The organism is Pseudomonas sp. X10 (genome assembly GCF_054889225.1).
In genome coordinates, this window is the sequence record NZ_CM142677.1 from 4697181 (window position 1) to 4721501 (window position 24321).

Consider the following 24321-nt stretch of genomic DNA (forward strand, 5'->3'; position numbering starts at 1 on the left):
ATGCGCCTGATCGACACCCACACCCATTTGGACTTTCCAGATTTCGACGCCGACCGCGGGCGCCTGCTGGCCAATGCCAGCGCTCGCGGAATCGAACGCATGGTGGTGCTGGGCGTCCATCAGGAGAACTGGCAACGGGTCTGGGAGCTGGTGCGCAGCGACAGCCGCTTGCACGCCGCCCTTGGCCTGCATCCGGTGTACCTCGACCAGCATCGTCCCGAACACCTCGGGCAACTGCGTGAATGGCTGGAACGCCTGCGTGGCGAGCCCCAGCTGTGTGCCGTGGGCGAGTTCGGCCTGGACTACTACCTGCCCGAGCTGGACAAGGAGCGCCAACAGGCCCTGTTCGAAGTCCAACTGCAACTGGCCGCCGATTTCGAGCTGCCAGCCCTGCTCCACGTGCGCCGCAGCCACGCCCAGGTGATCACTACGCTCAAGCGCTACAAGCTCAAGCGCGCGGGCATCATCCATGCCTTCGCCGGCAGCTACGAGGAAGCCCGCGAATACAGCAAGCTCGGCTTCAAGCTCGGCCTCGGTGGCGCCGCCACCTGGCCCCAGGCCTTGCGCCTGCGCAAGACCGTGGCGCGCCTGGCGCTGGACAACATCGTCCTGGAGACCGACGCCCCAGACATGGCGCCCTCCATGTTCCCCGGCCAGCGCAACAGCCCGGAGCACCTGCCGGAAATCGCCAATGCCCTGGCCGAGCTGATCGGCGTCTCCCCCGAACAATTGGCCGCGGCCAGCAGCCGCAATGCCTGCGAACTGTTCGGCTGGCCCTAGACCTGAAACGCCCCGATCAAGCGCTTGAGCTCCACCACCTGGGCCGACAGTTGCCGGCTGGCATCCTCGGTCAGGCAGGCGCCCTGGGTCGTGTCCTGAGCCGCCCGGTTGATCTGCACGATGTTCTGGTCGATGTCATGGGCCACGGCGGTCTGCTGCTCGACAGCGGCGGCGATCTGCTGGTTCTGCTCGACGATGCTGCCGACCGCGCCAAGGATGTTGACCAGCGCCTGCTGCACCTGTCGTGACTCATCCACGGTTCCGGTCGCCATCTGGTGGCTACTGTCCATCGCCTTGACCGCCGCGCCCACGCCGCCCTGCAGGCGCACGATCATCTGGGCGATCTCTTCGGTGGAGTCCTGGGTCCGCTTGGCCAGGGTGCGCACCTCATCGGCGACCACGGCGAAACCACGGCCTTGTTCACCAGCCCGGGCCGCCTCGATAGCGGCATTCAAAGCCAGCAGGTTGGTCTGCTCGGCGATGCTGCGGATCACCTCCAGCACCCGGCTGATGGCTTGGCTGTCACTGACCAACTGGTTGATCACCGCCACCGACTGGTCGATTTCCCCCGCCAGGCGCGCAATGCTGCCCTGCTGGCTTTCCATCAGGCTGCGGCCACTGGCGCTCTCCTGATTGACCTGGTGTGCGCTGTCTGCCGCCAGTGCCGCGCTGCGCGCCACTTCCTGGGCGGTGGCCGACATTTGGTTCATCGCCGTGGCCACTTGCTCGATCTGCTCGCGCTGGCCGCTGACCGCTTGGTTACTGCGAGTCGATACCGACAGCACCTGCCCGGCCTGCTGCTCCACCGCTACCACAGTCTGCCCGACCTGCTCGATCAGGCCACGGATGCGCTGCACCGTCACGTTGAACGCCCGCCCCAAATCACCCAGCTCGTCACGGCTTTGGGCGTGGAAGCTGACAGTCATGTCGCCAGCCGCCACCTTGTCCATCACTGCGCCCAGCTTGCCCAAGGTGTCGCGGGTCGAGGCGTAGAAACCGCCATAGAGGTAGAGGATCAGCACCAAGACCGTGGCCAGCGCAGCAACCAGACCTATCATGTGCAGCCGGTGCTCTGCCAGGCGGTCCTGCAACTGCTCCTGAAGGAAACCGAGGGTGGCATCGTTGAGTTGGTAGGTCTGGGCCATGAGCCCGCTGACCTGGTCATAGAAGGTCTGCCACGGCGCGTCGAGGGTCTCGGCCACCACCACCTGCTCCTCGAACAGTTCGCCAGCCTGCTTGAGCGTCGCTTGGCTGCTGGCCGCCTGGCTGCCCAGGCGCGCCTGGGCACGTGGCTCCGTGGCCAGGGCATCCTGCAGGCGGATAGCGTAATCGGCAGCAAGCGGCTCGAGGCGCTGTAACAGCTCTTCGAAACGGGTGCTGGTGGAGGAATTGAGGAACCCCTGGCCCAGCGAGAAAGCCCCCATCGCCCGGCCTTCACCCAGTGTTTGGGTCACCTGTGGGGTGACGCTGGTCAGCAGCTCGCTCAGCTGGCGCACCGAAGACTGACTGTCCTGGCTGAGGCCGGACTGGCTGGCGACCAGCTTGCTCAACACCTGGGCCTGGACCAGCAGCTTGTCGAACAGCGCCATCTTGTTCTGCAAGGAGGATTCGCCCTGGGCCGTGGAGAAAGCGTCACCCAACTCCACGCGCTTGGCCTCGAGCACCGGGTCCGCACCGGCCAGCCCTGCCAAGCGTGCCTGCACCTGGCGCTCCAGTTCGGCAATCCGCGCCTCCACATCCCCAGCCTTGCCCGACTGGCCGAGCACCGCATTGATCTGCAAGAGGTTGCCAAGGGTTTCCAGGTCTCCACGCAGTGCCAGGCTGCCACCCAGCAAGTCGAGACTCTGCAGTTCGACCCGGGTGGCATGGAATTGGGCATAGGAATCGCGGACCAGATAGAAGCTGGTCACCAACATGGGCAGGAAGAACAGGACGCTGATCAGGCTGAACTTCATTGCGAAGCTCAGCCGGTTCATCAGTGCGATGGCCGGATAGAGCAGGTGCTTCACAAGTCACCTCCTTCGATTCTTATTGTTCTACGAAGTAGCAAAAGGCCATAGTCGGCATTCACCAAGCCTGTATAACCTATATCGAACCGAAGGTTTGTAACTTAAGGTTAATCGCTCCTTCGCCAGCTCAGGCCAGCACCGTCCACAGCGCAAAGCAGGCATACCAGAGCACGGCACAGCGCAGCAGCAACTCCCACAAGCTGTCCAGGCTGCCCAGCCCTTGCTGGCCGACCTCGGTATCCAGCACATCGTCCGCCACCCGGCCGACCTTGGCCACCAGGTGGCCGGCACTGATCTGCCAGTTCAATACTTCATGCAGCATTACCCGTCCGACCGCGACGAAGTTGCCGACCAGGGCGAAGCTCAGGGCCAGTACCCGTACTGGCAACCAGTCCATGGCATGACGCAGTTGCTCGGCCCGCTCCTTCAGCGCCGGCTGGCGGCTATGCCCTGCGCACAAGGCCAGCAAGCGATAGGCCAGGGCCGCGCCCGGGCCGAGCAGGAAGTACCAGAAGATCACCGCGAAAAAGCTCTGGTAGGCCTGCCACAGCAGATAGCCCTGAACCCGCGCCAGCAATCCCGGGGCATCGTCGGCAGCCACGCCCAGGTCGCGTTCGGCCACATGCAGCGCGGCCTGCTCGTCGCCCCGTCGCCAGGCATCGCGGAACGGGCCGAGCGCGGCCTTGGCGTCACCGCGCCCGAGGCTGTAGATCAGCACCAGCAAGTGCACCGGCAAGGCGACCAGACCGTAGGCCACCGGCTCCAGCACATACAGCAGCAACACCAGCAGCACGACCGGCGCCAGCACCAGGATGGACAATGTCCACCAGGGGTGCACCTTGCCGCTGCGCTCCAGCCGCACCAGTTCGCCCAAAAAGAAGCCATCGCGTTGCAACCGCTGGCGCAGGGCAGAGAACTTCTCGACCCACAACACCAGCACCAACACCAGAAAACTCATGCCTTGTCCTCGTTGTCCTGCAGGGCTGCGCGGTAACGCACCCAATCGAATGCCGGGCCCGGATCGGTCTTGCGCGCCGGGGCGATATCGCTGTGGCCGCAGATGCGCCGCAAGTCGATGGCTGGCCAGGCGTTGCGGATCTGCCGGGTCAGTTGCTCCAGTGCGGCGTACTGGGCGTCGGTGTAAGGCAGTTCATCGGTGCCTTCCAGTTCGATCCCGATGGAAAAGTCATTGCATGCCTCACGTCCGTCGAAGCATGAGACACCAGCATGCCAGGCACGGTCCAGGCAAGACACGAATTGAGTGACCGCCCCATCCCGCTCGACGAAGAAATGAGCCGACACTTTCAGGTGCTGGATACTCTCGAAGTACGGGTGCTCGTCGGGATCCAGACGGTTCTGGAAGAAGGCCTGGACCTTGCCAGTGCCGAAGCAGGCCGGGGGCAGGCTGATGTTATGGATCACCAGCAGGGAGATGCACTCGCCTTGCGCACGGCGGTTGAAATTCGGCGAGGGGCAATGGGTGACACCGGTGAACCAGCCTGTCTCGCGGTTCAATTGCATGTTTATATCCTGAAACACAAGGGATGTGTGCGTTCAGTATGCCGCGAGGCGATGACGGATGCATCGGAGAAATCACCCGCCACTCACAGGCGCAGCCGCTCGGCCACCATCTCCAGAACGACAGCTCATGGCCAGGGCGGCTGTACACACCGCCCCCCTGCCCTATAATCGCCGGCATCTAGCTTGTGGAGTCCACCATGCCGAACCTACGCCTCGCCGACCTGACCGCCGAAATCGAAGCCAACGTGCGCCGCGCGTTGCTGGAAGACATCGGCAGCGGCGACATCACCGCCCAGTTGATTCCGGCCGAGCGCCTGGCCAAGGCGACCATCATCACCCGTGAAGACTGCGTGATCAGCGGCACGGCCTGGGTTGACGCGGTGTTCCGCCAGCTCGACCCACGCGTCGCCGTGCACTGGCAGGTCGCCGATGGCGAGCGGGCCAAAGCCAACCAGGCGCTGTTCCATCTGGAAGGCCCGGCCCGCTCACTGCTCAGCGGCGAGCGCACGGCGCTGAACTTCCTCCAGATGCTGTCCGGCGTCGCCACTCGCGCGCGCTTTCTGGCCGATCTGGTCGCCGACACCCAGGTGCGCCTGCTCGACACCCGCAAGACCCTGCCCGGCCTGCGCCTGGCGCAAAAGTACGCGGTCACTTGCGGGGGTTGCGACAACCACCGCATCGGCCTGTACGACGCCTTCCTGATCAAGGAAAACCATATCGCCGCCAGTGGTGGCATCGCCGAGGCAATCACCGCAGCACGACGCATCGCGCCAGGCAAGCCGGTGGAAGTCGAAGTGGAGAGCCTGGATGAACTGCAACAGGCACTGACAGCCGGCGCCGACATCATCATGCTCGACGAGCTGAATCTCGATGAAATGCGCGAAGCGGTACGCATCACCGCCGGCAAGGCCAAACTCGAAGCCAGCGGCGGCGTCAGTGAAAGCACTTTGCGGGTGATCGCCGACACCGGCGTGGACTACATCTCCATCGGCGCCATGACCAAGGACGTGAAGGCTGTGGACCTGTCCATGCGCCTGAGCCTCTGAAGCCTACACAAGCCCTGGAGGCAGGCATAAAAAAACCGGCAGACAAGCCGGTTTTTTTATGCGGATGGCTGATCAGAAAGAAGCGTTCTGCAGGCCGTCCAGGTAGCGCTCGACATCCAGTGCAGCCATGCAGCCGGCACCGGCCGAGGTGATGGCCTGGCGGTAGACGTGGTCAGCCACGTCGCCGGCGGCGAACACACCTTCGACGTTGGTGGCAGTAGCGTTGCCTTCGCGGCCGCCCTGGACCACCAGGTAGCCGTCCTTGAGGGTCAGTTGGCCTTCGAACAGCGAGGTGTTCGGCGTATGGCCGATGGCGATGAACACGCCGTCTACCTTGATCTCGTCGCTGCTGCCGTCATTGTTCTTCAGGCGCGCACCGGTCACGCCCATGTCGTCACCCAGCACTTCGTCCAGGGTAGCGTTGAGCTTGAGCTCGATCTTGCCTTCGGCCACGCGGGCATGCAGCTTGTCGACCAGGATCTTCTCGGCGCGGAAGGTGTCACGACGGTGCACCAAGGTCACCTTGCTGGCGATGTTGGCCAGGTACAGGGCCTCTTCCACGGCAGTGTTACCACCGCCGACAACAGCCACCGGCTTGTTGCGGTAGAAGAAACCGTCACAGGTGGCGCAGGCCGAGACACCCTTGCCCATGAATGCCTCTTCCGACGGTAGGCCCAGGTAACGGGCGCTGGCGCCGGTGGCGATGATCAGCGCGTCGCAGGTGTAGGTGCCGCTGTCGCCCTGGAGGGTGTAAGGCTTGCGTGCCAGGTCCACGGCGTTGATGTGGTCAAAGACGATTTCGGTCTCGAAGCGCTCGGCGTGCTCCTGCATCCGCTGCATCAGCACCGGGCCGGTCAGGCCGTGGGGGTCGCCCGGCCAGTTGTCGACTTCAGTGGTGGTGGTCAGCTGGCCGCCGGCCTGCATGCCGGTGATCAGCAGAGGCTTGAGGTTGGCGCGGGCGGCGTAGACCGCGGCGCTGTAGCCGGCAGGGCCGGAACCAAGGATGATCACTCGCGAATGACGTACTTCAGACATGACAGACTCCTTACGACCTGGCCATGCTCGGCCAGTATCGGAACGCCGGCACCGCCGGCTGGAATAAAAAAGAACCTGCGCAGCACTTGGGGAAGGCTATAACGCACAGGTCCTGAAAACGGATTGCCTTACAGGGCCGCAGCGTTTGCCGCGAGGTAGTCGGCCACGCCCTGGGCGTCGGCCTTCATGCCCTTCTGGCCCTTGCGCCAGCCGGCCGGGCAGACTTCACCGTACTGCTCGGTGAACTGCAGGGCCTCGACCAGGCGGACCATCTCGTCGACTTCACGGCCCAGCGGCAGGTTGTTGACGACCTGATGCTGCACCACGCCTTGCTGGTCGATCAGGAACGAGGCACGCAGGGCAACGCCCGCATCGTGCTCGATGCCATAGGCACGGGTGATCTCGTGCTTGACGTCGGCGACCATGGTGAACTCGACTTCGCCGATACCGCCCTTCTCCACCGGGGTGCTGCGCCAGGCGTGGTGGGTGAACTGCGAGTCGATGGAAACACCGACCACTTCCACGCCCAGCTCGCGGAACTTGTCCATGCGGTTGTTGTGGGCAATGATCTCCGACGGGCAGACAAAGGTGAAGTCCAGCGGCCAGAAGAACAGCACGACGTACTTGCCGCGCAGGGACGAGAGCTTGAAGCTGTCGACGATGGAACCGTCGCCAAGCACTGCAGCCGCCTCGAAGTCGGGGGCTTGCTTGTTGACCAGAATGCTCATGGAAACTCCTTGAAAGTCAGTATCCGAAGGCGTTGAAAAGTTGTGCGCACTGTAGCGAGGTGGCAGAGATTAAGGAAATATCCTTCGACAATCCACCTTATAGACCTGCTCTATTTACCTACAACCTGGCTCCTTCTTTGCCTATGGACAGACCCGAAATTCCGACTTGGCTTTTGTTACAGGTGGTTTCCCCATAAGCGTCCGCCTTTCGCCGCGACGCCAAACTCGGTAAGGTCAGCGCGTTTTCCCTTATCCGGAGCGCTTTGATGCAAGCCCCTGTCCTCTCTGGCCCACAGTACCTGCGCGAAGGACTGAAACTGGTCCTGAGCCCGAGCCTGCGCCTGTTCGTCCTGCTGCCCTTGGCGATCAACCTGCTGCTGTTCGTCGGCCTGATCTACTTCGCCGGCCACCAGTTCAGCCTGTGGCTCGACGCCCTGATGCCGAGCCTGCCGGACTGGCTGAGTTTCCTCAGCTACATCCTCTGGCCGCTGTTCGTGGCCTTGCTGGTGCTGATGGTGTTCTTCACCTTCACCCTGGTGGCCAACATCATCGCCGCGCCGTTCAACGGCTTTCTTGCGGAGAAGGTCGAAGTGGTGGTGCGCGGCGAAGACAACTTCCCGGCCTTCAGCTGGGGCGAACTGATGGCCATGGTACCGCGGACACTGAGCCGCGAGATGCGCAAGCTGGGCTACTTCCTGCCTCGTGCGATCGCCCTGTTCATCCTGTCGCTGATCCCGGTGGTGAACATCGTCGCCGCACCGCTGTGGCTGCTGTTCGGTATCTGGATGATGGCCATCCAGTACATCGACTACCCGGCAGACAACAACAAGATGAGCTGGCAGGACATGCTCGCCTGGCTGCGCCAGAAGCGCTGGCAGAGCCTGGGCTTTGGCGGCATCACCTACCTGGCGCTGATGGTGCCTTTCGTCAACCTGCTGATGATGCCCGCTGCCGTGGCAGGCGCCACTTTGTTCTGGGTCCGCGAACGCGCCTGACACGAGAAAAGGCCAGCAAGCAGGCGTCATGAGCACGTCACTCCGTCGTCACATAACGGCAACCAGGGCGACGGAGACTTTTGTTCATGAGCATTCCGTCCTTGCGCGTCACCCTGGTCAGCGAGACTTTTCCACCCGAGATCAACGGCGTGGCCAATACCCTTGGCCGTCTGAGCGAAGGCTTGCGCCTGCGCGGCCACCAGGTCGAACTGATCCGCCCGCGCCAAGCTTGCGACGCTACCAAGGCCAATGACGACGATCTGATGCTATGCAGCGGCTGGCCCCTGCCGGGCTACCCCGGACTGCAGTGGGGCCAGGTGTCGATGCACAAACTGCTGCGCCGCTGGCAGCGACACCGGCCGGATGTGCTGTACATCGCCACCGAAGGCCCCCTTGGGCTCAGCGCCCTGCGTGCTGCGCGCCGGCTCGGGCTTGCCGTGGTAAGCGGGTTCCATACCAATTTCCCGCAGTATTCGGGGCAGTACGGCCTGGGCCTGTTGACCCGCCTGCTCACTCACTACCTGCGCTGGTTCCACCGGCGCACCGCCACCACGCTGGTGCCTAGCACCAGCCAACGCCTGGAGCTGGAACGGCGTGGTTTCGAACGCCTGGCCCTGATGGCTCGCGGCGTGGACGCCAGCCTGTTCAATCCCGCCCGGCGCAGCCAGAACCTGCGTGCCAGCTGGGGGCTGGGGCCTGACGACATCGCCCTGCTGCACGTTGGCCGTCTGGCCCCGGAAAAGAACCTCGGCCTGTTGCGCCCCTGTCTGCTGGCCCTGCAGCAAAGTTATCCGCAGCGGCGCATACGCCTGATCGTGGTCGGCGACGGCCCGCAGCGCGCAGCCTTGGAGCAGCAGTTGCCGGAGGCGGTGTTCTGTGGCCTGCAACGGGGCGAAACCCTGGCGCAACACTATGCCAGCGGTGATCTGTTCCTGTTTCCAAGCCTGACCGAGACCTTCGGCAATGTGGTCCTGGAGGCCCTGGCGTCAGGCCTGGGCGTGGTCGCCTATGATGAGGCGGCTGCGGCTCAGCATATCCGCCACGGCCATAGCGGCGCCCTGGCCATGCCAGGCGACCAGGCCGCCTTCATCGATGCCGCCAGTTGGTTGCTGGAAGAGGACGAGACCTTGCGCCGCGTCCGCCTCAATGCCCGCCAACACGCCAGCCGCCAAGGCTGGCCAGCGATCATCGAGCAGTTCGAGAGTCACCTGCACAGCGCCTGCCGGCAAGCTAGCCCCGTGGCCAATCAACCGGCAGTGGCGCCATTGGCGATCAAGCCAGGGTCGTCAGCGCCTCGCGGCTGAACGGCAGGATTTCTTCGTCACGGCCATCACGGACCTTGGCCGCCCACTGTGGGTCGACCAGCAAGGCACGGCCGACGGCCACCAGATCGAACTCGTCATTGCCCAAGCGTTGCAGCAACCCTTCCAGGCTGGCCGGCTGGGCCACCTTGTCGGTCTGCACCATGAATTGCAGGAACTCACCGTCCAGGCCGACGCTACCGACCGTAATGGTTGGCTTGCCGGTGAGCTTACGGGTCCAGCCGGCCAGGTTCAGCTCGGACCCAGGGAATTCCGCCTCCCAGAAACGGCGGGTCGAGCAGTGGAAGATATCCACACCGGCGTCGACCAGCGGCTGCAAGAAAGCACCCAAGGCCTCCGGGCTCTCCACCAATCGCGCACTGTAGTCCTGCTGCTTCCACTGGGAGAAACGGAAGATGATCGGGAAGTCAGGCCCCACAGCTGCGCGAACGGCCTGGATCAGCTCGATGGCGAAGCGCGTGCGGCCTGCCAGGTCGCCGCCGTATTCATCATCACGACGGTTGCTGGCGTCCCAGAAGAACTGGTCGATCAGATAACCGTGGGCACCGTGGATCTCTACGCCATCCATGCCGATGGCCTGGGCATCGCGGGCGGCCTGGGCGAAGGCGGCGATCACCTCCTGGATATCCGCGTGGCTCATTTCATGGACCAGGACCTTGCCATCCTTGACCTTCCCGCTCGGGCCGTAGCCCGGCACGCTGGCGTCGGGCTCGGTGCCCAGGCGCCGTACACTGCCCACGTGCCAGAGTTGCGGAACAATGCGCCCACCCTCGGCGTGTACCGCATCGACCACCTGTTTCCAGCCAGCCAAGGCATCCTCACCATGAAAGCGCGGGACGTTGGCATAGCCATTGGCCGCCTGGTGCCCAACCGTAGTGCCTTCGGTGATGATCAGGCCGACACCGGCCGCCGCACGGCGACGATAATATTCAACCACCTGGGCGTGGGGCACGCCGCCAGGGCAAAACGTGCGGGTCATCGGCGCCATGACCACCCGGGTCGGCAGGTCGAGGGTGCCCAAGGTGAAGGGTTGGAACAGTGCGTTGGCAGACATGCGGCGCTCCCGGGGAGTTGGAAATGCGCCTGAGCATAGGAGCCTGGGTCAGGTGGGCCCAGTACTATTGATTAGAGTGATTCCGGGGTATGGGAGAGGGCTTGCCGGGACGTCGCACTGCTGCGATGGGCCGCGCAGCGGGCCCGATTGCAGGAGCGATCCTTCGCCCCCGCCAATTCAGCCCAGCGCCTTCTCGATCGCCTGCACCACCACCGGGTCATCCGGCGCCGTGCGCGGCGCGAAACGGGCCAGGACGCGGCCGTCCTTGCCGACCAGGAACTTCTCGAAGTTCCAAGTTATATCGCCAGGAAATTCAGCTCCCTCGCCCGCCAGCAGGCGATACAGCGAATGGCGCTGCGGCCCGTTGACTTCCAGCTTGCTGCCCAGAGGGAAGCTAACCCCGTAGTTGAGGCTGCAGAACTCCTGGATTTCCTTCTCGGTGCCGGGCTCCTGTCCGGCGAACTGGTTGCACGGCAAGCCCAGCACGCTGAAACCCTTGCCCTTGAACTGCTGGTGCAGTTTTTCCAGCGAGGCGTACTGCGGCGTCAAACCGCACTTGGAGGCAACATTGACCACCAGCACCACCTGGTCCTTGAACGGTGCCAAGGGCAGGTCTTCACCGTCCAGCGCTTTCAATGTCAGGTCGTGAAATGCACTCATGACGAACTCCCCTCTCAGGTTCCCGATTGTCGCTGCAGGCGAAATCCACCCACTAAAAAGGCGCGCGGCCAAACCGTCTACCCTCCCCTGGAGAGCAAGTCCGGCTTGCCCGAGCGCCTGCGACTCTCTGAGCTTAGCGCAGAAAATCAGTGGTGATGGCCACCTTCGCCATGGATGTGGCGGTGAGCGATTTCTTCGTCGCTGGCATCACGCACATTGACGACCTTGACCTTGAAGTTCAGGCGCTGGCCAGCCAGCGGGTGGTTGCCGTCGACGGTGACATCGTCGCCATCGATGTCGCGGATGGTGACGATCTGCATCTGGCCATCGGGCGCGGAAGCGTGGAACTGCATGCCCACTTCCAGCTCGTCGACGCCTTCGAACAGGCTGCGGTTCAGAGTGCTGACCAGCTCGGCCAGGTACTCGCCGTAGGCCTCTTCCGGCTCGACGGCGACGCTCAGCTCGTCACCGGCCTGCTTGCCTTCCAGGGCCTTCTCCAGACCCGGGATGATGTTGCTTGCACCGTGCAGGTAGACCAGCGGCGCACCGCCGGAGGAGCTGTCGATGACCTCCCCGGCGTCGTTGGTCAGGGTATAGTCGATGGAGACAGCCTTGTTGGCGGCGATCAGCATGGGGCGAGACCTTTTGCATAAGAATGTAGAACGAACAAGTGTAACCAAGGCATCGCCCGATTGCGAACGCAACCCGGACAATGCCGCCCCCGTCAGTCGGGTGCTGGGTTTTCATCAGGACGAGGACGGCCACTGGGTGGTCGAGCTGTCCTGCGGACACACCCAACACCTGCGTCACCAGCCGCCCTGGCAGGCCCGCCCTTGGGTGCTGGATCCCGAACAACGGCGCCAGCGCATCGGCCAGGCATTTGCCTGTGGCTGGTGCGCGCAAGGGGCCGATAGCGATACCCTTGGCAATTGACTCAATTGCACCGCTCATATCCGAGAAGCACGCATGCAAACATTTTTCATCGCGCCGACCGACTTCGGTGTTGGCCTGACCTCCATCAGCCTGGGCCTGGTCCGCACGCTCGAACGTGCCGGGCTGAAGGTCGGCTTCTTCAAGCCGATCGCCCAGCCGCACCCCGGAGACACAGGCCCTGAGCGCTCGACCGAACTCATCGCCCGCACTCACGGCATCAAGCCACCGCCTCCCCTGAGCCTGGCCCATGTGGAGCGCATGCTCGGCGATGGCCAGCTCGATGAGCTGCTCGAAGAAATCATCACCCTTTACCAGCAGGCGTGCGCCGGCAAGGACGTGGTGGTGGTCGAAGGCATGGTGCCGACCCGTCATGCCAGCTATGCGGCCCGGGTCAACCTGCACCTGGCCAAGAGCCTGGATGCCGAGGTGATCCTGGTGTCGGCGCCGGAAAACGAGGTACTCAGCGAACTGTCCGGCCGGGTCGAGCTGCAAGCCCAGTTGTTCGGCGGGCCGCGAGACCCGAAAGTGCTTGGAGTGATCCTCAACAAGGTGCGCGCCGAGGAAGGCATGAGCGCCTTCGCCGCCCGCCTGCGCGAGCATTCGCCCCTGCTGCGCGGCGATGACTTCCGCCTGCTCGGCTGCATCCCCTACCAAGCCGAGCTCAACGCCCCGCGCACCCGCGACGTCGCTGAACTGCTCGGCGCCCAGGTGCTCAATGCCGGCGATTATGAGCAACGGCGGATGAACACCATCATCATCTGCGCGCGTACCGTGGCCAATACCGTACCGCTGCTCAAGCCCGGCACCCTGGTGGTGACCCCGGGCGACCGCGACGACATCATCCTCGCCGTCAGCCTGGCGGCGATCAACGGCGTGCCCCTGGCGGGCCTGCTGCTGACCAGCGACAGCAAGCCCGACCCGCGCATCCTCGAACTGTGCCGGGGCGCACTGCAGGCCGGGCTGCCGATCCTGTCGGTCAGCACCGGCTCCTACGACACCGCCAACCAGCTCAACCAGCTCAACCGCGAAATCCCGGTGGACGACCGCGAGCGCGCTGAGTTCATCACCGACTTCGTCGCCGGCCACCTCGATGCCGACTGGCTGCACCAGCGTTGCGGCACCCCACGCGAGCTGCGCCTGTCGCCAGCGGTGTTCCGCTACCAATTGATCCAGCGCGCCCAGCAGGCCAACAAGCGCATCGTCTTGCCCGAGGGTGCCGAGCCCATGACCGTGCAGGCCGCCGCCATCTGCCAGGCCCGTGGCATCGCCCGCTGCGTGCTGCTGGCCAAGCCCGAGGAAGTCGAGGCCGTGGCCCGCGCCCAAGGCATCAGCCTGCCTGCCGACCTGGAAATCCTCGACCCAGACCTGATCCGCGGACGCTATGTCGAGCCCATGGTCAGCCTGCGCCGGAGCAAGAGCCTCAATGCGCCGATGGCCGAGCAGCAACTGGAAGACCCGGTGGTGATCGGCACCATGATGCTGGCCCTGGACGAGGTCGATGGCCTGGTTTCCGGCCTAGTCCACTCGACCGCCAACACCATCCGCCCGGCCTTGCAACTGATCAAGACAGCCCCGGGCTGCAGCCTGGTGTCTTCGGTGTTCTTCATGCTGTTCCCCGAACAAGTGCTGGTCTACGGCGACTGCGTGATGAACCCGCACCCAAGCGCTGCCGAACTGGCGGAAATCGCCCGGCAGAGCGCCGATTCGGCCAGGGACTTCGGCATTGCGCCACGGGTGGCGATGATCAGCTACTCCAGCGATTCGGCGGCCAACGGCGAGGAAGTGGAGAAAGTCCGCGAAGCCACCTTGCTGGCCCAACAGGCAGAACATGGCCTGCAGATCGACGGCCCGCTGCAGTACGACGCGGCAGCCAACCCCGAAATCGCCCGCGAACTCGCCCCCGGCAGCCCGGTAGCCGGCCGTGCCACGGTCTTCGTGTTCCCTGACCTGAACACCGGCAACACCACCCACAAGGCCGTGCAGCGCAGCGCCGACTGCGTCAGCCTCGGGCCGATGCTGCAAGGGCTGCGCAAACCGGTCAACGACCTGCCTCGCGGCGCGCAGGTCGACGATATCGTCTACACCATCGCCCTCACCGCGATTCAGGCCAACCGCTAAAACGAAGCGGGGCAAGCCATGCCGGCTTGCCCCGCTTTTCTCTTAAAGCTTTTCTCTTGCAGCTTGCCGCTTACTGATACTGCTGGCCCGGAATCGGCAGCAGGTTGACCTCGACCCGGCGGTTCTGCGCCCGGCCATTGGCGTCAGCGTTGCTGGCGATCGGCTGGTCCGGGCCCATGCCGCGTACCGAGACCCGCGACGGGTCCACACCCTGGGAGGTGAGGTAGGTGCTGACCGACTGGGCACGGCGCTGGGACAGGTCCATGTTGTGCTGACGGCTGCCGGTACTGTCGGTGTAGCCGACGATCTCAATGTTGTTCTGGTTGAACTGCTTGAACGAGGTGGCCAGGTTGTTCAACGGCGAGTAGAAGCTCGGCGCGATGCTGGCCGAGTCGGTGGCGAAGGTGATGTTGCCCGGCATGATCAGTTTGATCTGATCGCCTTGGCGCTGCACTTCAACGCCGGTGTTGGCCATGCTCTCGCGCAGGGCGGCTTCCTGACGGTCGGCATAATAGCCATAGCCAGCGGCAGCGGCGCCCACAGCGGCGGCGCCGATCAACGCGCCCTTGCCACGGTTGTTGTGGTCGATGGCCGCACCGGCTACGGCACCGGCCAGGGCGCCGAGGCCACCGTACTTGGCCGTTTTGCTCATCCCCGTGGAGCCCTGCGCCTGACCCTGGTTGTCATAAGGGTTCTGGCTGGCACAACCGGACATCAGGGCAGCGGTGGTAGCGACGATAATCAGACGACGCATGGTGAACATGGACAAGCTCCTACTGAAATTCAAAAGTACAGCGGATCGAATACGGATCTATGCCAGCCTTGGATTGCGGCGGCGCGGAAAAATTCCGTAACGCCCCTACTAGGCCCGCACGAAAGGATTCTCGCGCATCTCGTCGCCCAGACGGGTATCCGGGCCGTGGCCGGTGACCACCGTCGCCTCTTCATCCAGGCTGTACAGGCGCTGCTTGATCGAGCGAACGATAGTCGCATGGTCGCCACCCCACAAATCCGTGCGGCCAATACTACGGCGGAACAAGGTGTCACCTGCAATCAGCAGCTTGGCATCGGCGAACCAGAAGCTCATCGAGCCCGGCGTATGCCCAGGGGTATGCAGCGCCACGCCACAGCCGCAGTCCAGTTCTTCATCATCGCTGAGCCAGCGATCCGGCGCCGGCACGGGCGTATAGGGTACGCCAAACATCTGGCATTGCATCTCCAGGTTGTCCCAGAGGAACTGATCGTCCTTGTGCAAGTGCAAGGTCGCGCCGGTCAGCTCCTTCAACTGGCCAGACGCGAGGAAGTGATCGAGGTGGGCATGGGTGTGGATGATGCTCACCACCTTCAGGCCGTGGGCATCCAGGCGGGCTAGGATCTGCTCGGGATTGCCTCCCGGGTCGACGACGATGGCCTTTTTGCTGACTGGATCGCCGATGAGAGTGCAGTTGCACTGCAAAGGGCCGACGGGGAAGGTTTCGCGGATTAGGGTGGGTCGAGTGGCATGCATGATTTTTTCCGTGGGGAGCACGTGGAGCCTTGAAGCGATCGTCCTTACATAACCTCAATTGTGCGCATTAGCCAGCGGATATGCAGCAACCGGACCGTATCCGACAGTCATTTTCAGGGCCTGCCATTGATCTTGTGCAAAACAGGACGCCGATTGCCGCCTAAACTTGCCAAGGTCAATTCGACCTGTACGCCTGCTGTACCACGCCACACGACAATAACAAGAGGAAGTATCCGGATGTCCACCCCCACACTGAAAGTATTGATATGTGCATTGACCTTGTCCGCCGCTGGCTGGGCACAGGCCGCCGACCCGATCACCATCAAGTTTTCCCACGTTGTCGCCGAGCAGACCCCAAAAGGCCAGGGCGCCCTGATGTTCAAGAAGCTGGCGGAAGAGCGCCTGCCGGGCAAGGTCAAGGTCGACGTCTACCCGAACTCGTCACTGTTCGGGGATGGTAAGGAAATGGAGGCATTGCTATTGGGAGATGTGCAGATCATCGCCCCCTCGCTGGCCAAGTTCGAGCATTACACCAAGAAAATCCAGCTGTTCGACCTGCCATTCCTGTTCGACGACATCAATGCAGTTGACCGCTTTCAACTGAGCCCTGCCGGACAAGGCCTGCTCAAATCCATGGAAGATAAGAACATCACCGGCCTTGGCTATTGGCATAACGGCATGAAACAGTTGTCGGCCAACAAACCGCTGCGTGTGCCCGCCGATGCCCGCGGCCTGAAATTCCGCGTCCAGGCCTCGGCAGTGCTCGAAGAGCAGTTCAAAGCCGTGCGCGCCAACCCGCGCAAGATGAGCTTCGCCGAGGTATACCAGGGCCTGCAGACCGGGGTGGTCAATGGCGCGGAGAACCCCTATTCGAATATCTACAGTCAGAAGATGCATGAAGTGCAGAAGTACATCACCGAGTCCGATCATGGCGTCCTCGACTACATGCTGATCACCAACACGAAATTCTGGAATTCGTTGCCGCCGGATGTCAAACCCGAGTTGGAAAAGATCGTCAGCGAAGTCACCGCCTATGTGAACAAGGAAGCCGAGGCCCTCAACCAAAGCGACAAGCAACGCATCCTGGACGCCAAGACCACCGAGATCATCACGCTCACGCCCGAGGAACGCGAAAAATGGCGTGAAGCGATGAGGCCGGTCTGGAAGAAGTTCGAAGGAGATATCGGTCCAGATCTGATCCAGGCAGCCGAGGCGGCCAACCAGGCGCAGTGAGCCCGCTGGCAGGCACCATAGGCAAGGGGTGCCTGCCTCCGTCACGCATCGGAGAACACGTATGAATGCCTTGAGGCGTATCTGGGAACATTTCGAGGAAGGCTTCATCGTCTTCCTCCTGGCCGCCATGACCCTGGTGACCTTCGTCTACGTCGTCCTGAACAACCTCTATACCCTGTTCTACTCATTGGCCGAACACTGGGAGTTCAGCAGCGAGCTGTTCAACAGCCTGGGGGACCATGTCCTTGATGCGGCGCAGTCCATGACTTGGAGCAACGCGCTGACCAAAGCCCTGTTCGGCTGGCTGATCTTCTTCGGGCTGTCCTATGGCGTGCGCACCGCTGGCCATATCGGTGTCGATGCCCTGGTAAAACTGGCCAGCAAACCGGTGCAGCGCGTGATCGGCATCATTGCCTGCCTATGCTGCCTGGGCTATGCCGGACTGTTGAGCATCGCCAGTCTCGAATGGATAGGAACTCTGTTGCGAGCTGGCATCGGCGCCGAAGACCTCGGGCATTTCGGGGTCATGCAGTGGCATATCGGGTTGATCGTACCGGTGGGCTTCGCCTTGGTCTTCATTCGATTCGCCGAGATCTTCGTGCGCATCCTCACCCACCGCCAGACCGGCTTGGGCCTGGCCGACGAGGCTGCCGAAGCACTCAAGATGACCGAGCACGAGGACGGAAAACAATGACAATCCTGTTCCTGTTCGTAGCGCTGTTCGCGCTGATGTTCATCGGCGTACCGATCGCCATTTCCCTCGGTCTGGCAGGCTCGTTGACCATCATGCTGTTCAGCCAGGACTCGGTGCGCTCCCTAGCGATCAAGCTGTTCGAGACGTCGGAGCACTATACCCTGCTGGCGATTCCGTTCTTCCTCCTGGCCGGCGCGTTCATGACCACCGGTGGAGTGGCCCGGCGCCTGATCGACTTCGCCAACGCCTGTGTCGGACACATACGCGGCGGCCTGGCCATTGCCGCGGTACTGGCTTGCGTGCTGTTCGCGGCACTCTCTGGTTCGAGCCCCGCGACAGTGGCCGCCGTTGGCTCGATAGCCATTGCTGGCATGGTCCGCTCCGGTTACCCACAGGCGTTCGGGGCGGGCATTATTTGTAACGCCGGCACCCTGGGCATCCTGATTCCACCCTCAATCGTGATGGTGGTGTATGCCGCTGCCACGGAGACCTCGGTCGGCAAGCTGTTCATGGCCGGCGTGGTACCAGGGTTGACGCTTGGCCTGTTGTTGATGATCGCGATCTATATCGTGGCCGTGAAGAAGAACATGCCGGCCCTGCCCCGCGCCACATTCAGGGAGTGGCTGACAACAGCACGCAAGGCGATCTGGGGCCTGCTGCTGATGGTGATCATCCTAGGCGGTATCTACAGCGGCATGTTCACCCCGACCGAGGCTGCAGCGATGGCCGCCGTATACTCGGCGTTCATCGCCCTGTTCGTCTACAAGGACATGAAGCTCAGCGAGGCCCCGAAGGTACTGCTGGAGTCGGCCAAGCTGAGCATCATGCTGATGTTCATCATCGCCAACGCCATGCTCTTCGCCCATGTACTGACCACCGAGCAACTGCCCCAACAAATCACCGCCTGGGTGATAGACGCCGGCTTGACCCCCGTGACCTTCCTGCTAGTGGTAAACATCGTGCTGCTGGTGGCGGGTGCCTTCATGGAGCCATCGGCGATCATCCTGATCCTGGCCCCGATCATGTTTCCCATCGCCATGGAGTTGGGTATCGATCCAATCCACCTAGGCATCATCATGGTGGTCAACCTTGAGATCGGCCTGATCACCCCGCCTGTGGGGCTGAACCTGTTCGTCACCTCCGCCGTGACGGGCATGTCGTTGACGGCAACAGTTCGAGCAGCAGCCCCTTGGCTGATCCTGTTGTTGCTGTTCCTGATACTGATCACCTACGTACCTTGGATCTCGCTGGTCCTGCCCAACCTGTTGGGTATGAGTTGAACCCGTTGCGGCGCCTGGCCTGCCAGGCCCGCGACAATCAAGGCAGGTACAACCTGAACAAGCCCCCGCCCAAGGCGCCGCCATTGGCGATCACTATCCTCCCCTTCAGCCCATCGCGCTCGTGCAGGGCTGCGATGCGCGCAGCGAAGTACAACCCCAGGCCAGTGCTACCGCTGCGCTGGTCGAGCCCCTGGACATAGTCCTGCTGCCGTTCGAGCATTCTTTCGGGATAGCCCGGCCCGTCGTCGTTAATGCTGATCAGCAACTGCTCGTCCTCTTCCTCGATGCTGATCAGCAGAGCATGGCCGGCATAGCGGATGGCGTTGTTGAGCACGTTGGAAACCACCGAGGCGACCAGTTCACGGTCGAAGAAGCCCAGCGGGCTCTGGGTCTCTATCCGCCAGGTGGCCAGGACATCACGGTGCCTGAGCACGTCCTGGTGCGCTGCCAGTTGCGCTTCGACGAAGTCGTCCAGCTCATGGTAACCGGGGCACATGGGCAACTGATTGACACCGAGCTTGTACAGCCCGAGCAACTGCACCAGCATGCCGTTGAGGTGGCTGAACTCATGCTCCATCACCCCTTGCTCGCTGCCTGCGCGCCACTCTTCGGGAATACGCGCCAGCCACTGGCTGTGGGCCTGGGTCAAGGCAGCCAGGGAGTTCTTCATGTCGTGTACGGTGGAGGCGATCACCGTGGAAAAATCCAGCCCCGGGTTGTCCTGGTTCATGCGCCGAAAATCCGGATGTGCAGTTTGCGGTAACGGTCATAGCGGCTATCGCTTTGGGGGATGCCGGCCACATGGGCCAGGCAATGACGGCACTCCTGCAGTATCGCCGGCGACGGGTTGTCCCCGGCGACACGCAACAGCGCCTGAGCAGTGTTCAAGGCGATGCTAATGTTCTTCGGTTGCAAGGCCAAGGCTCGTCGAAACATCTCCAGCGCCTCGTTCAACCGGCCTGCCTGATAGCCGCGCACGCCCTGCCGGTTGAGGTCGACCGCCTCGGTGACCGCGCCGAGCACGACCGGGTCATCCGTCAGCTTGGCGACACGCTGCATCACCTTGGGATCATCACCGTAGGTTTCCACGCAGCTCTTGAGGATAGAGGAGCCGGCACTTTCCTGCCCCAGTTGCTGCAGTTGCCTGGCCACCGTCAACGCGGCCTCGACCGAGAAAAACTGCTCCATCTTGCCCAGCCGCATCATGGCCTGCTCGGTCAGCTTGGCGGCGGTTTCCGGGTCACCGGCCTGCTGCAGGCTGGCGGCCTTCATCAACCGCGCACGCACCTGCAAGCCCTGGTCCTCGGCATTCTCCCTGGCCACTTCGCTGAGGACCGTGTTGATCTCGACCCGGGTGCGGGCATCCAGGCCGTAGCCGCTGTTCTTGTTCATCAACGCCTGGACCAGGCCGAGGTTGCTTTCCGGGTCCTTGTAGCGCGAGCTCTGGCCTTGGTTGACCGCATGCCGGTATGCCTTGGAGGCACTCTCGAAGTCTGCGTTACCCAGGGCCAGCTTGCCCAACGCCGCTTGCCGGCGCACGGAAAGCGGAGACAGGCGCACCGCCTCCTCCAGCATGTGCTGGGCCCGCCTGGAATCGCCCTGGGCCACCAGCACCTCGGCCATGCCATCGTAAAGACCGGGCATGATCGGGAAGGCCTTGAGGGCCTGCTCGTAGACCCCCTGGGCCTGGCCGTACTGGCCGCGCTTGTGCAGCAGGCTGCCCAGGGCCGCATAGGCCCACGGCGTGGCACGGCTGGCGAGGATGACCTTGAGGAACTTCTCCAGCTCATCGAAGCGATTGAGCGCTCGCAGGGCATCGGCACGGTAGCGCAGACACAGGGGGGCGAAGCGTGGGTCCTTCTTGCACAGCCCGGCACAGGCGGCCAGTACCTCGGCGGGACGCCCCCGGTCCAGGGCTTGAAGAATCGGCTTGAGCAAGGTCTTGCGTTGCACCAGTTTTTCCAGGCGCTGGGCCAGGCCGATACGGTTGAAGGGCTTGGTAAGGTAGGCGTCCGGCTCGTGCTCGAGGGCACTGAGAACAATGGCCTGGCTGCTTTCGGCGGTAACCATGATGAACACGCACTCATGGCTGATCAGTTTGTCGAGGATCAGGTCTTCGAGTACCTGTTGGCCATTCTTCTTGCCGTCGCCCAGGTGGAAGTCCTGAAGAATGAAGTCATAGCGCTTGGACGCGCACATGCGCAGCGCCTGTTCGCCGCTGTCAGCGGTGTCGACGTCCCGTACTCCCAATTCACGCAGCATGGAGCGGGTCGATGTACGGAAATCGGTAAAGTCATCGACGATCAGAAAGCTTTTTTGCCCGTACACCAGCATCAACACGACCTGTCATGGATAAATAGGGAAAGTGGCGCAGAGACAAATGCAATGACAGGCTCGGCTTCCAGGCCCAGTTCGGCGCACAAACGATAGTCAAACTGCTCCAGCGACCCGGCCATCACCCGCGGCACTGCAGGCAGTTGGACAGGTTATCGGCCGCTTGTCGGCAAAGATGAGCAATGATGGCACAAAGCCCCTAGCCTAGCAGGCCAAGCACCTTGGCCCGGGCCACCGCCTGGGTCCGCCGCTCGACGCCGAGCTTGCTGTTGATGTGGCTGGCGTGCGTCTTGACGGTATGCAGGGAGATGAACAGGCGTTCGCTGATCTGCTGGTTCGAGCAACCTTGGGCGATCAGCTCGAGCACGGCCATTTCCCGACTGCTCAGGGCTTCGCCGGTGCCTGCGCTGGGGCTTTGCACCTGCGGCAGCAGCGCCAGCAGGCTGGCCTGGATAGGGCCGCCAGCCTGCGTGGCCAGTTGCTCACGCAGCCAGTGCGGCCGCTCTTCTATCAGGTGCTGGAAAGGTTGCAGCACGCCTCCCCGCGCCGCCTCCAGGGCCAGCCCCAGCAGGTCCCGGGCCTCTTTGTCGCGGTCATTGGCCAGCAACAGGGCGACCCATTGGCACAGGGCGCAGACACTGAGCATCAGGCCCCCCGTGGCCTGGCCACGTTCGACCAGCGCCTGCAAACGGGTACCCGCCTCGGCCAGGCGTCCTTGAGTCTGTTCGAGCTGGGCTTGTTGCAGCTCGATGTGCAGTGGCAGCAAGGGATGGAACTCCGGCGCGGCCGCCGCCTGCTCCCCGCCATAGGTCTGGCCCAGGCGCAGCAACCAGGACTCGGCCAGGTCGGTACGCCCCTGGGCCAGCCACAGCTCGCATTTGACCAGGGTGATCATGGCCAGGTAGTAGATCGGCGGCACATCCCAGATATGCATCAAGCGCTCGGCTTCGGCCAGCTCGGCAAAAGCCTCGGCAAAGCGCCCTTCGCGGCCATCCAGCGAAGCGATCACGCAATGCCCGATCAGGACGCTGATATCGCGGCAAGCCCGGGCCTCGCTCAGACCGGCCCGCAGGCGGCTGCGGCTCTGGACAGGCTGCAGCCGGGTCGCCAGCAGATAACCTTCGTACAACGTCAGGCGCGCGCGGATCGCATACAAGCGCTGCCCAGACAGCCCCTGTAGGCGCTGCAAGCCCTGGCGGACCTCATCCAGCGCCCGCAGGACCTCGCCCCGGGCATGTAGCACCCGCGCCCGGTCGTAATAGGCCAGCGCCTCGAACAACGGGTTGCCGACTCGCTGGGCCAGCTCCAGGGCGTCGCGGTTCCAGCCCCGTGCGCGCCAGAAATCTGCATCGACGATCGCTAGGTTGGACAGGGTCGAGAGGCATACCAGACGCTGCCCATAGCGTTTGCAGGGCAGGCTCTCAAGCGCTTCGCTGCAGTAGGCCAAGGTCCGCTCACGGTCCCCGCGGCCACGGGCAATCACGCCACTGAGGGCCAACCACTGGGCCAGCATGGACTTCTGCGCCGTGGCCGAGGGCGCGGGTAAGAAGCGGCTCAGGTGACTGGCCAGCTCTTCGGCCGCATCCAGTTGGCAGGCTAGGCCCAGGGCCCAGCTGTACAGCACGATCAACCGGGGCGTACTGATCAGCAGACTGTCCGGCAGGTCCATCTTCCACCGCAACAGCATGCCGACGTTCTGCTCGGCCAGCAGTTGCTCCTCCGACAGGCTCTGCACCAGGTTGGCCGCCACGTCCAGGTGCCCGGCGCGCAAGGCCTGCTCCACCGCCTCGTCGAGCAGCCCCTGGGCCTGGAACCAGCGGCAGGCCCGCAGGTGCAGGCTGCCAAGGGGCTGGGCCTGGCGGCTGCGCAGCAGGTCGGAGAACAGATGGTGATAACGGAACCAGCGGCCATGCTCGTCCAGCGGCACCAGGAACACCTGGTGTGCCTGCAGATAACGCAGGATCTCGTCGCTGTCATGACGCTCGCGCAGGGCGTCGCACAGCTCGCTACAGAAACGCTCCTGGCAGGCCGTGTCGTAAAGAAAGCCTTGAACATCCGGCGGCAGGATCTCGATAACCTCTTCGAGCAGGTAGTCGCGGATCATCCCCTCACCGCCGTGCAAGGCCTGGGGCATGGCGTTGTCGTCGCCGGCTTCGCTGGCCGCCAGTTGCCAGAAGCGTAGCCCGGCCACCCAGCCATCGCTGCGTTGGATCAGGTTGTCCAGCGCTTGCCCGCGCAGGCCGGTGGGCTGTCGCCCGATCACGGCCAGGGCCTCGTCTGGGGTCAGGCGAAGGTCCTGTTCGTTGAGTTCGGTCAATTGCCGGGACAGACGCAGGCGGGCCAAGTGCCAGTCGGGACGCTGGCGGCTGGTGACCAGCAGCACCAGCCCCGCCGGAAGGTGATTGAGGAAGAATTGCAAGCAGCGGTCAAGCACTGGCCCCTGGGCCAGATGGTAGTCATCCAGCACCAGCAGCAGGGGATCATCGGGGTGCAGATAGAGGGCCAGCTCATCGAGCAAGCCATCGAGCCACTCTTCGAAGGCGAACGGCTGATGCCGTTGGCGCATCTTCAGCAGGCCCATGGCCTGGCCACCCAAGGCTGGACAGAATTGCTGCACACCTTCGAGCAAACGCTCGAGAAAGCGCCCAGGGTCACTGTCACGCTGGCTCAACCCAAGCCAAAGGCTGCGCCAGTGGGCAGGCAAGCCCTGGCAGAACTCGATGGCCAACGAACTCTTGCCAAAGCCGGCAGGCGCGTTGACCAACAACAACCGCCCCGCCAACCCTGCCTGCAGGCGCTGGCATAGACGGGCGCGGGGCACATGCCCATCAGGCAACGGCGGCCGGTAGAAACGCCCGTCCAGCAGGCCCAGGGCCTGGCTGGTGAATACGTGCGTACGGGACAGATCGCTCATGGCCAGCTCGTTCGGGTTGGGGAAACTTCGGCTGTACGGACTTAGCGAGACTAGCGGGTTGGATGACACATTTGAAGATGATTGCCGCCTTTCCCGTAAAAAAGACTACAACAAAAAGAAACAATACCTCTGGACAGCGACCCTCTTGAGGACTGCTG

General features: G+C 63.2%; 22 protein-coding genes and 1 pseudogene. 9 read left to right on the forward strand and 14 right to left on the reverse strand.

Translation table 11 applies throughout. From position 1 onward, the window contains the following. Positions 1-780, forward strand: coding sequence for a TatD family hydrolase (locus ACYU03_RS21445; RefSeq protein WP_461886631.1), 780 nt, complete (start codon positions 1-3; stop codon positions 778-780). Here ACYU03_RS21445 and ACYU03_RS21450 read toward each other — a convergent pair. The 4 genes and pseudogenes from ACYU03_RS21450 to ampD form a co-directional block, all read right to left on the reverse strand. Further along, positions 777-1490, reverse strand: coding sequence for a methyl-accepting chemotaxis protein (locus ACYU03_RS21450; RefSeq protein ID WP_461891518.1), 714 nt, complete (start codon positions 1488-1490; stop codon positions 777-779). The genes ACYU03_RS21445 and ACYU03_RS21450 overlap by 4 nt on opposite strands. A 144-nt stretch (positions 1491-1634) precedes the next feature. Further along, positions 1635-2756: pseudogene (locus ACYU03_RS21455) on the reverse strand (HAMP domain-containing protein); the annotation flags it as partial. A gap of 160 nt (positions 2757-2916) precedes the next feature. Further along, complete coding sequence (gene ampE, locus ACYU03_RS21460; protein WP_461886632.1) at positions 2917-3747, reverse strand: regulatory signaling modulator protein AmpE; 831 nt, start codon at positions 3745-3747, stop codon at positions 2917-2919. Next, on the reverse strand, positions 3744-4310 hold the full coding sequence (gene ampD / locus ACYU03_RS21465) for a 1,6-anhydro-N-acetylmuramyl-L-alanine amidase AmpD (RefSeq protein WP_461886633.1): 567 nt from the start codon (positions 4308-4310) through the stop codon (positions 3744-3746). Before ampD ends, ampE begins: the two co-directional genes overlap by 4 nt. Positions 4311-4507: 197 nt before the next feature. Here ampD and nadC point away from each other — a divergent pair, with 197 nt between their 5' ends. Beyond that, the gene (gene nadC / locus ACYU03_RS21470; protein WP_461886634.1) at positions 4508-5356 is read left to right on the forward strand and encodes a carboxylating nicotinate-nucleotide diphosphorylase; all 849 of its coding nucleotides are present in this window, start codon (positions 4508-4510) and stop codon (positions 5354-5356) included. 72 nt (positions 5357-5428) lie between these two features. On the opposite strand, the gene trxB is transcribed toward nadC, so the two are convergent. Further along, the gene (gene trxB / locus ACYU03_RS21475; protein WP_461886635.1) at positions 5429-6391 is read right to left on the reverse strand and encodes a thioredoxin-disulfide reductase; all 963 of its coding nucleotides are present in this window, start codon (positions 6389-6391) and stop codon (positions 5429-5431) included. Between the two features lie 128 nt (positions 6392-6519). After that, positions 6520-7119: a redoxin domain-containing protein gene (locus ACYU03_RS21480; RefSeq protein ID WP_461886636.1), complete on the reverse strand. Its 600-nt coding sequence runs from the start codon at positions 7117-7119 to the stop codon at positions 6520-6522. A gap of 266 nt (positions 7120-7385) precedes the next feature. Between ACYU03_RS21480 and cysZ the strand changes: the two genes are divergently transcribed. Both cysZ and ACYU03_RS21490 read left to right on the forward strand, forming a co-directional pair. After that, a complete protein-coding gene (gene cysZ, locus ACYU03_RS21485) occupies positions 7386-8114 on the forward strand; it encodes a sulfate transporter CysZ (protein WP_461886637.1) in 729 nt (242 codons plus the stop codon). Between the two features lie 86 nt (positions 8115-8200). Then, positions 8201-9418 (forward strand): glycosyltransferase family 4 protein, encoded by a 1218-nt coding sequence (locus tag ACYU03_RS21490; protein WP_461886638.1) that lies wholly within the window; start codon positions 8201-8203, stop codon positions 9416-9418. On the opposite strand, the gene ACYU03_RS21495 is transcribed toward ACYU03_RS21490, so the two are convergent. From ACYU03_RS21495 to ACYU03_RS21505, 3 genes are all read right to left on the reverse strand, one after another. Further along, entirely contained in the window at positions 9387-10490 is a 1104-nt protein-coding gene (locus ACYU03_RS21495; RefSeq protein WP_461886639.1) for an NADH:flavin oxidoreductase, read from the reverse strand. The genes ACYU03_RS21490 and ACYU03_RS21495 overlap by 32 nt on opposite strands. A 177-nt stretch (positions 10491-10667) precedes the next feature. Next, positions 10668-11150 carry a glutathione peroxidase gene (locus tag ACYU03_RS21500; protein WP_461886640.1) on the reverse strand — a complete coding sequence of 161 codons (483 nt, stop codon included), beginning with the start codon at positions 11148-11150 and terminating at the stop codon, positions 10668-10670. Positions 11151-11296: 146 nt separating this feature from the next. Beyond that, entirely contained in the window at positions 11297-11782 is a 486-nt protein-coding gene (locus ACYU03_RS21505; protein ID WP_461886641.1) for an FKBP-type peptidyl-prolyl cis-trans isomerase, read from the reverse strand. On the opposite strand from ACYU03_RS21505, the gene ACYU03_RS21510 reads away from it, so the two are divergent. Together ACYU03_RS21510 and pta are read left to right on the forward strand one after the other, a co-directional pair. Then, entirely contained in the window at positions 11781-12083 is a 303-nt protein-coding gene (locus ACYU03_RS21510; protein WP_461886642.1) for a DUF3565 domain-containing protein, read from the forward strand. The genes ACYU03_RS21505 and ACYU03_RS21510 overlap by 2 nt on opposite strands. A 33-nt stretch (positions 12084-12116) precedes the next feature. Next, the gene (gene pta, locus ACYU03_RS21515) at positions 12117-14201 is read left to right on the forward strand and encodes a phosphate acetyltransferase (protein ID WP_461886643.1); all 2085 of its coding nucleotides are present in this window, start codon (positions 12117-12119) and stop codon (positions 14199-14201) included. A gap of 70 nt (positions 14202-14271) precedes the next feature. On the opposite strand, the gene ACYU03_RS21520 is transcribed toward pta, so the two are convergent. Continuing rightward, positions 14272-14964 carry an OmpA family protein gene (locus tag ACYU03_RS21520; RefSeq protein WP_461886644.1) on the reverse strand — a complete coding sequence of 231 codons (693 nt, stop codon included), beginning with the start codon at positions 14962-14964 and terminating at the stop codon, positions 14272-14274. A 99-nt stretch (positions 14965-15063) separates the two neighbouring features. Beyond that, positions 15064-15708 carry an MBL fold metallo-hydrolase gene (locus tag ACYU03_RS21525; protein ID WP_461886645.1) on the reverse strand — a complete coding sequence of 215 codons (645 nt, stop codon included), beginning with the start codon at positions 15706-15708 and terminating at the stop codon, positions 15064-15066. A gap of 237 nt (positions 15709-15945) precedes the next feature. Here ACYU03_RS21525 and dctP point away from each other — a divergent pair, with 237 nt between their 5' ends. The 3 genes from dctP (at position 15946) to dctM (ending at position 18915) form a co-directional block, all read left to right on the forward strand. Further along, positions 15946-16941, forward strand: a complete 996-nt coding sequence (gene dctP / locus ACYU03_RS21530) for a C4-dicarboxylate TRAP substrate-binding protein DctP (RefSeq protein WP_461886646.1) — start codon at positions 15946-15948, stop codon at positions 16939-16941. A gap of 61 nt (positions 16942-17002) precedes the next feature. Continuing rightward, entirely contained in the window at positions 17003-17635 is a 633-nt protein-coding gene (locus tag ACYU03_RS21535; RefSeq protein WP_461886647.1) for a TRAP transporter small permease, read from the forward strand. After that, complete coding sequence (gene dctM / locus ACYU03_RS21540) at positions 17632-18915, forward strand: C4-dicarboxylate TRAP transporter large permease protein DctM (RefSeq protein WP_461886648.1); 1284 nt, start codon at positions 17632-17634, stop codon at positions 18913-18915. The genes ACYU03_RS21535 and dctM overlap by 4 nt, the downstream gene beginning before the upstream one ends. A 37-nt stretch (positions 18916-18952) precedes the next feature. Here the strand turns inward: dctM and ACYU03_RS21545 are convergent, their stop codons facing one another. From ACYU03_RS21545 to ACYU03_RS21555, 3 genes are all read right to left on the reverse strand, one after another. Continuing rightward, positions 18953-19645: a sensor histidine kinase gene (locus ACYU03_RS21545; protein WP_461886649.1), complete on the reverse strand. Its 693-nt coding sequence runs from the start codon at positions 19643-19645 to the stop codon at positions 18953-18955. Then, complete coding sequence (locus tag ACYU03_RS21550) at positions 19642-21249, reverse strand: tetratricopeptide repeat protein (protein WP_461891519.1); 1608 nt, start codon at positions 21247-21249, stop codon at positions 19642-19644. The genes ACYU03_RS21545 and ACYU03_RS21550 overlap by 4 nt, the downstream gene beginning before the upstream one ends. A gap of 199 nt (positions 21250-21448) precedes the next feature. After that, entirely contained in the window at positions 21449-24163 is a 2715-nt protein-coding gene (locus ACYU03_RS21555) for a LuxR C-terminal-related transcriptional regulator (RefSeq protein WP_461886650.1), read from the reverse strand. Positions 24164-24321: the final 158 nt, after the last annotated feature.